11 protein-coding genes and 1 pseudogene are annotated in these 12,927 nt (G+C 45.0%); 5 read left to right on the forward strand and 7 right to left on the reverse strand.

Features of this window, described 5'->3' with window-relative positions:
- The 4 genes from BJP37_RS23515 to BJP37_RS23525 form a co-directional block, all read left to right on the forward strand.
- On the forward strand, window positions 1-656 hold a 656-nt coding region (locus BJP37_RS23515), incomplete at its 5' end, for an ATP-binding cassette domain-containing protein (protein ID WP_143728019.1).
- Between the two features lie 111 nt (window positions 657-767).
- Window positions 768-917, forward strand: a complete 150-nt coding sequence (locus BJP37_RS39880) for a hypothetical protein (protein ID WP_158069734.1) — start codon at window positions 768-770, stop codon at window positions 915-917.
- A gap of 183 nt (window positions 918-1,100) precedes the next feature.
- On the forward strand, window positions 1,101-2,525 hold the full coding sequence (locus BJP37_RS23520) for a pyridoxal phosphate-dependent decarboxylase family protein (RefSeq protein WP_075902409.1): 1,425 nt from the start codon (window positions 1,101-1,103) through the stop codon (window positions 2,523-2,525).
- An 8-nt stretch (window positions 2,526-2,533) separates the two neighbouring features.
- Entirely contained in the window at window positions 2,534-3,196 is a 663-nt protein-coding gene (locus BJP37_RS23525) for a class I SAM-dependent methyltransferase (RefSeq protein ID WP_075902411.1), read from the forward strand.
- Window positions 3,197-3,419: 223 nt separating this feature from the next.
- On the opposite strand, the gene BJP37_RS23530 is transcribed toward BJP37_RS23525, so the two are convergent.
- The 7 genes and pseudogenes from BJP37_RS23530 to BJP37_RS23555 form a co-directional block, all read right to left on the reverse strand.
- The gene (locus BJP37_RS23530; RefSeq protein WP_143727761.1) at window positions 3,420-5,741 is read right to left on the reverse strand and encodes a TauD/TfdA family dioxygenase; all 2,322 of its coding nucleotides are present in this window, start codon (window positions 5,739-5,741) and stop codon (window positions 3,420-3,422) included.
- A 157-nt stretch (window positions 5,742-5,898) separates the two neighbouring features.
- On the reverse strand, window positions 5,899-6,204 hold the full coding sequence (locus tag BJP37_RS37260) for a PALP domain-containing protein (RefSeq protein WP_229415430.1): 306 nt from the start codon (window positions 6,202-6,204) through the stop codon (window positions 5,899-5,901).
- Window positions 6,205-6,377: 173 nt separating this feature from the next.
- A complete protein-coding gene (locus tag BJP37_RS23540; protein ID WP_075902417.1) occupies window positions 6,378-7,661 on the reverse strand; it encodes a cysteate synthase in 1,284 nt (427 codons plus the stop codon).
- A 481-nt stretch (window positions 7,662-8,142) separates the two neighbouring features.
- Window positions 8,143-9,891, reverse strand: coding sequence for a diflavin flavoprotein (locus tag BJP37_RS23545; RefSeq protein ID WP_075902419.1), 1,749 nt, complete (start codon window positions 9,889-9,891; stop codon window positions 8,143-8,145).
- A 279-nt stretch (window positions 9,892-10,170) separates the two neighbouring features.
- Window positions 10,171-10,344, reverse strand: coding sequence for a hypothetical protein (locus BJP37_RS39885; protein WP_158069735.1), 174 nt, complete (start codon window positions 10,342-10,344; stop codon window positions 10,171-10,173).
- A gap of 94 nt (window positions 10,345-10,438) precedes the next feature.
- Window positions 10,439-12,157 carry a diflavin flavoprotein gene (locus BJP37_RS23550; protein WP_075902421.1) on the reverse strand — a complete coding sequence of 573 codons (1,719 nt, stop codon included), beginning with the start codon at window positions 12,155-12,157 and terminating at the stop codon, window positions 10,439-10,441.
- A gap of 202 nt (window positions 12,158-12,359) precedes the next feature.
- Window positions 12,360-12,719 (reverse strand): annotated as a pseudogene (locus BJP37_RS23555) (ATP-binding protein); the annotation flags it as partial.
- Between the two features lie 28 nt (window positions 12,720-12,747).
- On the opposite strand from BJP37_RS23555, the gene BJP37_RS39890 reads away from it, so the two are divergent.
- Window positions 12,748-12,891, forward strand: coding sequence for a hypothetical protein (locus BJP37_RS39890; RefSeq protein ID WP_158069736.1), 144 nt, complete (start codon window positions 12,748-12,750; stop codon window positions 12,889-12,891).
- The last annotated feature ends 36 nt before the right edge of the window (window positions 12,892-12,927 follow it).

Here is a 12,927-nt window from a genome sequence, read left to right on the forward strand (position 1 = left end):
GCATAGATCTTTCCCGACTCACTCTATACAATAAGTCTACACCCGGATTTGATATAATATTAGTACCACAAGAACCCCACTTCTGGAGTCGCTCCATCATTGACAATTTCCACTTTAGCTATCCCCAGGTCACTTTTGAGCAGATTGTCAAAGCTTGCGAGATAGCTGGGGCTGACTCTTTCATCAGCGAACTACCCGACAAATATCAAACGGTTTTAGGGGAATTTGGTGCCAATCTCTCTGGGGGCCAAAGGCAACGATTGGCTATTGCTAGAGCTATAGTTACTGACCCACCAGTCCTAATTTTAGATGAATCCACTGGTGCCCTCGATCCAGTCAGCGAAGCTCAAGTGTTAGATCAATTACTATCCTCTCGCCAAGGCAAAACCACTATTATGATTAGTCATCGCCCGAAAGTGATTCAGCGAGCCAATTGGATTATCATGCTCGAAAAAGGAAAATTGCAAATCCAAGGCACTCCAGAAGAGTTACACTCTCTGGCTGGGGATCACTTAGACTTTCTCGATGATTTTGTTCCTTCAACTAAGAATTTAGTCATGTTGGCTTCAGGCTCTGACTCTTCTGTTAATGGTACTTCTCTTAATGGTAATTATAGCAGTTCTCAATTCGGTGATATACCTCGTCCTGGGTTTTAGGGAACAGGAATCCCCCCTAATATCAAGTCTGGTTGAATACCCATAATTAAGGAGAGGGTGGGGAGATGGGGAGATGGGGAGATGGGGAGATCGGGAGATTTTTATTAAGCGATGCAGCGCGGTCTTGGGGGTTTCCCCCATGAGCGACTGCATCAAGACAGGGTAATTATCCTGACATCATATAAACCAAAATACTATGTCCTCAACTATACTTTCCTTGCTACCGATAGAATAATTAAAATTTTTATCTGGTTGATTTAATATCCAAAACCGGTTATTATTGATATAATTGCCGCTTATTTGTATTAGACTAACTCCTAGTACAGCTGTCGATATTCTATCCAAGAATAGCGTTTTTTTATGGTAATATTATAGAGTCAATTTTACCAAACCCGACTCCCGACTCCCGACTCCCGACTCCCGACTCCCCATTCCCTACTCCCTATGAACCATAGAAAAACAACCCTGACTAAAGCCTTTACCATAATTCTCAACTATTTAGACGGTAATTTGGAACCCGAGCCCAAAGTCGTTAATTATCAAACCGCTAATGATCTTAAGGAAAAACTCGATTTAACCTTACCCGATGAGGGAGTAGCGTTAGAAGCGTTAATTCCTATAGTAGAATCTTACCTGAACTATAGCGTTAGAACCGGTAGCACTCAATTTTTTAATCTACTTTTTAGTGGGTCTAGTATTCCGGGAATAATAGCCGACATGGTGACCAGTGCCACGAATACTACCATGCACACCTATGATGTCGCCCCAGTAGCCACCCTGATGGAAATAGAATTGATTAAAAAATTGACCAGTTTAGTGGGATTTAATCCAGGTGAAGGATTGATGGTAACTGGAGGAAGTAATGCTAATCTGATCGGAATGCTTTGTGGACGACATCAAGTTTTACCAGAAGCTAAATTGCAGGGATTGGGTAATCATCAGTTAGTCGCCTTTGTTTCCGATCAAGCTCATTATTCCTATTTAAAAGCTGCCAATTTGTTAGGGATTGGTATCAAAAATTTAGTCAAGGTTAAGTCTGATGTTGATGGCAAAATGATTCCCGAAGCACTAGAAGCTGCGATTCAACAGAGCTTATCAGAAGAAAAAACACCGTTCTTTGTGGGTGCAACTGCCGGTACAACTGTTTTAGGAGCCTTCGATCCGTTACCAACCCTTGCCGAAATTACTAGGAAATATGGCTTGTGGCTGCATGTGGATGCTGCTTGGGGTGGGCCGGTTTTATTTAGTGAAAAACACCAGCATTTGTTAGCAGGAAGTGAGTTATTTGATTCCTTTACTTGGGATGCTCATAAGTTAATGGGAGTTCCTTTAATTTGTTCGGCTATTTTAGTCAAAGAAAAAGGAATATTGTCAGAGGCTTGTTCTGGGGGAGGTACCGATTATCTATTCCATGATGATGAAAATGATTTATATAATTTAGGAACTAAATCGTTACAATGTGGTCGGAGAGTAGATGCACTTAAATTATGGCTGTGTTGGAAATACTATGGTAAAAAAGGTTATGAGCAGCTGGTCAATCATTTATTTGACCTAGCTAATTATGCCACCGAGTATATCCGCAGTTGCGATAATTTAGAATTAATCGCTGAACCACAATTTTTGAATATTTGTTTCCGTTATATCCCCAAAGATGAACCGCTTGACGCTACTGGGTTAGACCAGCTGAATCTAGACATACGCAACCGATTATTTCATTCGGGAACAGCTTTTGTAAACTATGCTCATTATCAAGGTCTGGTTATGATTCGGTTAATTCTCGCTAACCCTGAACTGCAAAAAGCCGATCTAGAAATCTTTTTCCATAATTTACTTGATGCTGGTAAACTATGTGAAGCTGTTAAAGGATAGAAGACATCATGAAAGATAGCAAAGACTTTTACGAAGGGATCGGATTGACTTTGCTCGATCCTCAAAATGAGACAGAAGGAGTCAGGGAGTATCAGAAGTTAGAAGAAGAATTTATACTGAGAACCTTTGAAGGGGTGGATAGTGTTCTGGAGGTAGGATGTGGTGAGGGACGTTATCTTCGTCATCTTGCTCCCCTTGTCGGCAAGATCACAGGAATTGATTTTGCTGAACAATTGGTAAACCTAGCTAAAGAATCAACTGCCACTTTTGATAATGTAAACGTCATTCTCGGAAGAGCAGAACATTTACCCACTCTGGTTCAAGAAACTTTTACTTATGCTTTATTGGGATGGAATACGATTGGCAATATTCCTCAAGAAGTTCATGAAATTATTTTCGATAATCTCGAAAAACTAGTAGAGGAAAAGATATTTATTTCGACTTTCAAATGTGGTCCAGAAGTCATGGATGAGCGCTTACGCTTTTATGCTAAAACGGGTTTAAAAGTAGAAAGTATCAATGGCAATCAAGTGATTTTAGAAGGGGGTTCCCATTGTCCTAATGCTTATCCTTTCAGCTATTTCCAGGAGTTGCTTGAATCTATAGGGTTTTCCATGAAAACTCATGATTTGGGCTGGGTTGGTGTGATGATTGAAGGAACGAAGAAATAACTTGACTGAATGAGATTTTACCGGGAGCATGTCAGTTTTGTTAATTCCTGATTCAGATCCCCCTAAATCCCCCTTAATAAGGGGGACTTTTCAATCTAATTCCTGAATCTAATTCCCCCCTTCGTTAAGGGGGGTTAGGGGGTATCTATGTACATAATTACAAAGGTGACATACTCCCGATTTTCTCCACCTTGAGGAAAATATCAACAATCACAACAGGGCTTTATTCAGATTTAAGATCATAGGCATAAACGGTAGCCTCCCCATGGGAAGCACGCCCTGCAAGCGCCCCATTGATTAGCTCCTTTGCAGAGCCATCCCCTAGCACCCCCTCGACCTTAGCCACAAACTGACTCATTTCATCAGGTGTCAGCAATGCAAATGCCACATCTGTTGACCGCCAACCAGGGTCAAGGCTTAGCCTCACCATCTTTTCATCCTGGGCTTCAATCCAGTGGGATTCCGCTGGGCTTACATTACCAGTCATGGTGAACCCCATTTTTTCCATCAGCGATGTGAACCAAACACCCTCGGTCAGGGACCAGACCGAATCCAGACGCTCCCAGGCTGATTCTGGAAATAGGTTAAAATGCCAGTAAGCTTTACGACGCTGCTCTCGGCTAGTAGTCACAAGTACAAGTCGTCCACCAGCTTTCAGCACTCGTTTGGCTTCCGCGATCGCCCGCTCACATTGCTCCCTTAAAGACGTTGAAGTTTCGCCTGAATGCACATCTTCCCCTCCAAGGTGGTGTAGCACTTGAGCCAACAGCACTAGGTCAAAGCAACCGTCCTCAAAAGGAAGCTTGGTGACAGAACCCACTTCAAAGCTGGCATTGTCCAAGTCTTGACAATTTTCTTGGGCGATCGCAATCCTCGCGGAATCTGTGTCAATTCCCACAACTTTACTGGCCACCTCAGCAAGGTATCGTGCGTGCTGCCCTGTGCCACAGCCAGCGTCTAATACCACATCTCCTGGGCGGAGAAATCCCAAGATCTCTTTTACCCCAAAGGGGCTGCGTGCTTGGTTGTATTGGGCCGCTGACTGGTCTGAATTGTCGTCGCCCAGTGCTCGCAGGACAAAGATGTGGTGGTGTACTTCCTGGTTGGTTTCAATGCCCACAAATGAGTGCTCGTGTACCACCTCAGCCACCCCTGTGGTCACTAGTCGGCTAACCTCGGCAGTGTATTCACTCTCAGCTTCCCGCATTGACAAGACTACCAGTCCGCCATCCTTTGTGACCCGGATGAACTCTTCCAAGGCTGGTTGTGCTCGAATCTGGCTTGCTGAAAGCCCTCCCACACACAGCACAGCATCGTACTGACGGTCGGCTATGGGCAAGGGTTGATTAGCATCTTCTACATGATACTTACAGTAGAGTTCCCGGCGACGCGCCTCAAACAACATCTCGGTGGAAACGTCCATTGCCTCTAGGTTGGTGAGGCCATGATTACGCATCAGCAGCAAGGCATTCTGCCCTGTACCAGCCGCCACATCCAAGATTAGTGGTTTATCGGTTTGCACCAGTTGACCGACATATTGCGCCAAAATATCCGTGGCAATGGCTGGGATTTTGTAGCCAGCTTGATTTACATCCTGTTCATAGCGGAATGCCCATTCCTGATAACCAGCCTGATTGTCATCTTGCTTGAGGTAGTGCTCGATATTACTGATGGCTTCTTTGACATCCCCTGTTTCCCCTACATAGCGCTCTGTCCGCAGATAAGGGTCGTGAGCCACCACCCGATGCATTCGGCGCAGGCCAAGGTAGTCTGCCCTAGCCAGGTGCTGCACTCCAAAGTTGTCCCAGATCACCACATCCCCCTTAGTCCAGGAATGGCAAAGAACCTGGTCTGGACGGTTGGCTTGCTCAAAGACGCGGTTCAAAAGTTCCGTACTCTCCTCTTCCGACATTCCTACCAAGGACACGGTGAAATTCGGGTTCAGATAGAGCAGTGGCACACCTGTGTCAGGATGCTTAATCACTGCCGGATGAATAGACTGCACGTCATTAGTCACGTCATCCGGTCGGTTGACCCGGGCATAACCCTTCTGGAGAGAGTGGAGAGCGCTGATACCATGCAACTGCTCCCTTAGTTCTGGTGAGAGATTGCGGTACATTTGGTTAGCATTTTGGAAGCAGGTATTACCACCGCTAGGAGGCAGGATAAACCCACATAGTACGCTGGCGCGGGATGGGTTAACTCGCCAACTCATATCTGAGTGGAATAGAAAGGAATCCGCTGGAATCCCTGTGTCACCCATGGTTTCCAGAATTTGCACCTTGCCAGTGCTGTCTTTGGGTGCGTTTACTGGGTGGTAGTTCTCGATCTTCCCGAAAAGTCCCGCCAACTTTAACAGGCTGGCATCAGCTTGGATTGGTTGATCACCGAAACTGCCTCCGTCAGGAGGGATGAGCACTACCCCATTTTCATACAGCAGCTCTCGAATGCGATCGCATTGTTCTGGGGAATTAACATCAACATTCGTCAGCTTCACCCCAAAGGGTTTGAGTTGATGGACTGCAAGAGTGGATAAGGTTTTCATGGATATTAGGCTGTTTAACTGGCGTTGCTGATTATGGGTATGGTTTTGCCCCCCTAACCCCCCAATTTTGGGGGGAACAAAACTCTCAAAGTCCCCCAAAGTTGGGGGATTTAGGGGGCTGTAATAAAACCAGATGATCGCGCATTCATTCCTTAATTCAGCAACGCCGTTTAATTGGTAAACCCTTATGATACACTGCTAATGCTCTGTTCCAGAAAATCCTAGGTTTGAGGTAGTGTAACGGATAATCTTGGCGCATCCGTTTGTAACCTCCACTGGTAATATTGAGGACAATGGTGTCCTTTTTAGCTATTTTCCCCGCTTCAACTGCTTGAATTAAAGCACCAGTTGCCACACCGGCAGCAGGACTAACATCTATTCCTTCCAATTGCTCAAATAAAGCCCTTGCTTTTTCTGATTCGTCATTAGTGACACCATACATTTCTCCATCAGTATCAGCCAATGCTTCATAAACCCCNCGCCCCCTGACCCCCAATCCTGGGGGAGAAAAGTAAGTTAAAGTCTCCCCCGGTGCGCTTTCCGTAGGCGAATTAAATTCGCCACGGGTCGCACCGCAAAGTTGGGGGATTTAGGGGGCTGTAATAAAACCAGATGATCGCGCATTCATTCCTTAATTCAGCAACGCCGTTTAATTGGTAAACCCTTATGATACACTGCTAATGCTCTGTTCCAGAAAATCCTAGGTTTGAGGTAGTGTAACGGATAATCTTGGCGCATCCGTTTGTAACCTCCACTGGTAATATTGAGGACAATGGTGTCCTTTTTAGCTATTTTCCCCGCTTCAACTGCTTGAATTAAAGCACCAGTTGCCACACCGGCAGCAGGACTAACATCTATTCCTTCCAATTGCTCAAATAAAGCCCTTGCTTTTTCTGATTCGTCATTAGTGACACCATACATTTCTCCATCAGTATCAGCCAATGCTTCATAAACCCCTCCGCTAATAGAGTAAGCCGGATTTCGGTTGGTAAGTACCTTAGCAGAAACCTGACTAATGCATTTTTTTGCTTCTATTTCGCTCAAAGCAGTAATTTCTCGCTTACCCGCGTTCCAAGCATCGGTCATGGGTGTAAAAGGAATGTTTTGACAGAGGTGAAGCTTCATTTTTTTGTTGCCAAATCTGCCATCTGCTAAAAATCTGAGATTCGCTTCGTAAGCTGAAATCCCACCAGTACCGGAACCGACAGCTTGGAAATAGTGATCAGGAATTTCCCCAATGGTTACTGTAGCATCCACAACGGTTAGCCCCATTCCATCCCGTCTCGCTACATTTTTAGCTCCTCCTTCCGGAAAGAAACCCTCTAATTGACTGATGATTTGTCCGATACGAATCGCATCGGAGTAGTCACCATTCCCACCAACAGCGATCATACGAACACAAGAATCAAACGGCTCCTTTGACCAGATGGCGGATAAATTTTGCTCTGGAATCACCAAGAAAAAGGGGATTTTCAGCTTAGAGCAAACCGTAGCAAAGGCTCGACCCGTATTTCCAGCTGAAGCAACCACAAGGGTTTTGGGGTTATCCTCTGGTATTCTCGCTAAGATCGGGAAAGCTTCTAATTCTTTAAACGAACAAGTCGAAAGATGAGCATCTCGCTCTGGCCAGTAGCCATTGAAAGAAATGAAAAGATGATCTAATCCGAGATGGTGAGCCAGATTTTTGCTTTGATACGTAATCGGTTTACCATCTGCCTCTAAGTATCGATCAACCGGTAGCCAATCGATATATCGGAATAAACCTGGGAGATTCTCTTTGACTTCTAGCTTTTCGTTAGCATAGACAGCACGCAGAAGGGATGGCTCATGTTTCTCGTCACAGCAAAGGCGGAAAGGGTCTGGTTCATACTCTTTTCCACACAAAGTGCAACGCAGGATATATTTGAGTTTAGACTTCATTGTGATTAGTACTTGGCACCGAAATATTAGACATCTCCAAAAATTCACCTCAAACCCTTGCACTGCCTGGGTCAAAACCGATTTTCTGGAGATTTCTATTATAGCAGCTAGTTGAAAATAGCCCGATTTGGGAGTAGGGAGTAGGGAGTAGGGAGTAGGGAGGGTGGGGAGGGTGGGGAGATGGGAAGATGGGGAGATTTTTATGAAGTATAATGATCCTGGCTATAGATTAAAAAAAAGCGATACTCTTTGCTAAGCATCACTTGTTTTAGGTCTATAGCAGTCGAAGTAAAGGTTAAGATATAGTTCTATTCGGAAGCATGTCATATCCCCCTAAATCCCCCTTAATAAGGGGGACTTTTGAATATAATTCCCCCCTTTTTTAAGGGGGGTTAGGGGGGATCTATATACTTAGTTACAAAGGTGACATGCTTCCTTCTATTCCCTATTCCCTGTTCCCTTTAAAAAAAACTATGTCCTATTAATAATAGGTTCCCGACTTACGATGATGCAGGGCAGTTACTCCATCAGATAGCACCTTACCATTCTTAACTACCCCATAAACTAGCCAATGGTCACCACATTCCATCCGATTTTCTACAGTACATTCCAAATAAGCTAGGGCATCAGTTATAATTGGACAACCATTCTCTGCTTCTTCTATTTTTATCCCACCAAATCGGTCTTCACCAGGGCCAAAGGGTTTGATAAACTGCTTCATCAAGGGTAAATGTTTCCCATCTTCTAACACATTCAAGACAAAGTTATCCCCAGTGTGCATCAAAGACTCAATTGCTCGTTCTTTAGCTACCGCTACGGTTAACCCTGGAGGGGTAAAGGTAGCTTGAGATACCCAAGAAGCTAGCATCGCTCCGGTCAGGTCTTGTTGTTTAGTAGTCACAACACATAATGAACCAGTCAACCGTCCCACCGCTTGCTCAGTGCGGGCAGCGGAAGACTCACCGGCAGATCGCTTTGGTTTCCGGGCTTTTTTGGCTTTTTTCAGGGCTTGAGCAAAATCTGTACCAGCTTCTTCACAGTATTTGAGGTCTTTCTCCGTAGGCTTAAATTTGATCCGAATCGTCTCAAAGCCAAACTTGTAACCGGCATCCCGGAACTTACTTTCTAATAGGTCAATGGCTTCCCCACTCCAACCATAGGAACCAAAAACACCCGCTAGCTTAGTTTTCGTAGCGCTAGATAAAACCATACCCAAAGCGGTTTGAACCTGGGTGGGTGCATGACCTCCTAGGGTAGGAGAACCCATGATAAATCCGTCTGCTTTCTCAACAGCAGCTCCAATCTCTTCCGGGTCAGCTACTTCGCAGTTAAGGGATTCTACCGATACACCAGCTTTAGTGATACCTCGTGCGATCGCTTGGGCAATCGCTCCAGTATTGCCGTAAGCTGAGGCATAAATTAGGGCAACATTGGCCTCTTGAGCTTGTTGTTGCTTACTCCATTTCCCATAAGACTCAGTTAGTTCTTGAAAGCCATAGCGCACCAAGGGTCCGTGACCGGTAGCATAAAGCTTAGCATCAAAGTCAGCTAATTTAGCTAAAGCTGTTTCTACCTGTCGGGCGTGGGGTGCCATCAGGCAATCAAAATAATAGCGTCGGTCTTCGTTATAAACCCTCCAACCTTCATCCATTACCTGGTCCCCACAGACATGAGCACCAAATAATTTATCTGTAAATAGGATTTGAGTTTTAGGATCGTAGGTACAAAGCTGATCAGGGAAACGGGGATTAGGGGTAGGGATAAAATCTAGGATGTGACCTTCACCTAAATCGAGAGTATCATCCCCTTTCATCACCAGGATTTTGAGCTCCTGTTCTGGAATAGCTTTATCCTCTAGTTTCTCAAACAGAGTACGCAAAGATTTAGCACCAGGATTGGAGCAAACAAAGGTAATCTCAGGAGCAAGTTTGAGCAAAGCATTCAGAGTAACCAGGCGATTGGGATTAATGTGACCAAGGATGACATAATCGATCAGCTTCGGATCAAGGCGTTCTTGTAATGCTTTGAGAAAAACCTCTGTAAAAGATTCTCCTGGTGGATCGAATAGGGCGATTTGATCAGCTCGAATTACAAAAGAATTAGCCGTGGTGCCTCGTTGCAAGGCATATTCGATTTCAAATTTGAGCCGGTCCCAAGTACGCGATCGCAATATGAGGGTATCGGTAGCAATATGCAGGGGTTGGACGTCACGGGGTTTTGTAGTGTTCATGGTTCAAGTTAGCCGGTTACATTTATAGCGGTTTTCAATTTGGTGAGGTACACATTTCCTGGTTTTAGGGAACAGGGAACAGGGAGCAGGTAGCAGGTAGCAGGTAATAGAGAGGAGTGAAAAATATGTGTACCTCATTAATGTTATAAATGCTAGAGTATTTAACTCTTAAGGAACACATTTTAAGGAACACATTTTAAAACCCAAACCCCAGCAAGGATTTAAGATTTTCAATAAAAATGTGTTTCTTACTAGTGTTGCGCTTTGGCGCGATCGCCCCTAGGCGCGCAGCTGAGATCTTGCACCAGTAGAAAAAAACTTAATAACAGAACGGAAGTGATCACAATCAATTTCAGTACGGAAAGCGATGCAGCGCGGTCTTGGGAAGGCAGCGCGGTCTTGGGGGTCTCCCCCATGAGCGACTGCCGTGGTTTCCCCCATGAGCGACTGCATCAAGAGAGATTCAGATTTTATCCCTGTTCCCTGTTCCCTGTTCCCCGTTCCCTACCTTTACAGGTAAATTTTAAACTTGGTGCAAGATGTAGGTTTAGTAATGATTTCCCACTTTCCGATGGTGGATAGCAGTCAGAGACTCTGGCTTAGAAACCCTTCCGGTCTCAACGGTAGAGTAAACAATCCAATGATCACTACACTCCATACGGGTAGTAACTTTACACTCTAGATAAGCTAGGGCATCGCTCAGAATCGGGGAACCGTTTTGTGCGGTTTGTGTATTCACCCCTGCAAAGCGGTCAGCACCAGGTTTGAAGCGCTTGAGGAAGTGTTTCATTAAGTCTTGGTAGTTGCCTTCTTCGAGTACATTGAGTACAAAGCGGTCTCCCACTTGCATCAAGGATTCAATCGCCCGGTCTTTGGCTACAGCAATGGTGAAACCCAAAGGCTCGAAGCTAGCTTGGCTCACCCAAGAGGCTAACATGGCACTCTTGACATCCCCTTTCTTAGCGGTGATGATGTACAATCCACCACTGAGACGACCTAGGGCTTTGTCTAGGTCTGTATCTAGGGATTTCATGTTCTTGATCAAGCGATCGCGACTCAGCCATTGCCCCATGTCAGTACCAGCTTCTTCACAAAGCTTGTAAATGGTTTCACTAGGAGTGTCTTTGATCCGAATCGCAGGAAAGGCTTCTTTGAGTCCTAGGCTTCTAAATTGACTGCGTAGGGGGTCAATCGGTTCGTCATCTTCGCCATAGGATTCAAACAGACCAACGGATTGCTTGGATTTGACCGCAGCCAGTACCGTGCTAACTGCTGCTGTAGTGGTGCTGTTTGTGGTTGGAGGCATGCCAATCACTATGCCAGCTGCACGGTTAACTGCTTCCTGAACCTCTTGGGGGTCAGCGGATTTGAGGTCCATCATCTCCACTGCAATGTCAGTTTTGGTAATCCCTAGGGCGATCGCTTGAGAAATGCGATCGCTATAGCCATAATCTGAGACATAAAACACAACAACGGATTTTTCTGCCTTGGCCTTGGCTTGACTCCAGTCGCGGTAATTTCCTACCAGTTGTTCTACATTGTGGCGCAGTAGAGGACCATGACCATTAGCAATAGTAGTCACCTCTCCCAACTTATCCATCCGCTTGAGAGCAGATAGCACTGAACGGGCATTGGGAGCCATCAGGCATTCGTAGTAAAATCGATAATCTGCTTCGATAGCGCTGAGGTTGTCATCATAGGTGCTAGCAGAGCAGTAGTGCATGCCAAAGACATCACAAGTATACAGCACCTTAGTCCCAGCATCGTAAGTGAGCATGGTGTCGGGCCAATGAAGATTAGGGGCATTGACAAAATCCAGGATATGCCCATTGCCTAAATCCAGCTGATTACCACTTTTGACAATTTGGCGCTGAAACGGTTGGTGTACAAAGTCTTCTAGGAACTGGATCGCCACTTTTGAGCCCACCACAGTAATATCTGGAGCCAGTGCAAGCACATCTTTTACTAAGCCACTGTGGTCTGGTTCGGTATGGCTGATAATAAGGTAATCAATATCGGTAGGGTTAATTAGTCCGGTTAAAGTATCTAAATATAGCTGGCGGAATTTTTCATGGGAGGTATCGACCAAGGCAATTTTCTCACCCCGAATCAGATAGGAGTTGTACGTGGTGCCGTTTTGTAGTCCAAATTCGATGTCGAAGCGATCGCGATCCCAATCCAAAGAACGAATAGTTGTGGTATCTGGAGCAATCTCGCTAGTATCTATGGTTAGCCGCTTTTGAACCCGGTCAGTGAGTACTACCATCCCTTTACTCCTTTATCCGCTATTTTTAAGTTATGTAACTTTTCTTTATTTTTACACAAATATTTGCGAAAGCTGGATTAGGATATGCTATGGCTCTGATTTAGGATTTATTATGGTTCAGTCACCACCAATAGCTGATAGCTAACGCCCTAGGCTCATGCTACCCTTGCCAGCTATCAGCTATTCATGGTCAATGCTTTAGGGCTAGAGTGATACTATTAACGTTTACCTCAGTTTTGCTAATCTCATCCAACGTTAACATTAACGGATGGGTTGGAGAGACTTCGTTATCCCGATAGGCTCCAATCAGCAGCAAATAACGAGTATCAGTTTCGCTCATCAACAACTGCATCAATTTCAAAGATGCTGAATCTACCCATTGCAAGTCATCTAGGAAAATAACTAAGGGATGCTCAGCAGTAGTGAAGACTTGGATGAATTTCTGGAACAGTCGATTAAAACGATTTTGTGCTGCACCAGCTGATAGTTCTGGCACAGGAGACTGTTTGCCAATGATTCGTTCTAGTTCAGGGATAACGTCAATGATGACTTGACCGTTTTCTCTTCCGGAACAGGGATTTTTTCCCACTGTGACTAGTCTTCCCAAAAAAAGAAATCTAGAATCGATTAGGCAAAGAAAAAGGCAAAAGGCAAATTTATTTCCCCGACTCCCGACTCCCGACTCCCGACTCCCTACTCCCGACTCCCGACTCCCGACTCCCTACTCCCATTAACCCAAAACTAAAGTACCTTACCGAATTGATAACTGC

It is taken from the genome of Moorena bouillonii PNG (genome assembly GCF_001942495.1).
Classification (GTDB): Bacteria; Cyanobacteriota; Cyanobacteriia; order Cyanobacteriales; family Coleofasciculaceae; genus Moorena; species Moorena bouillonii.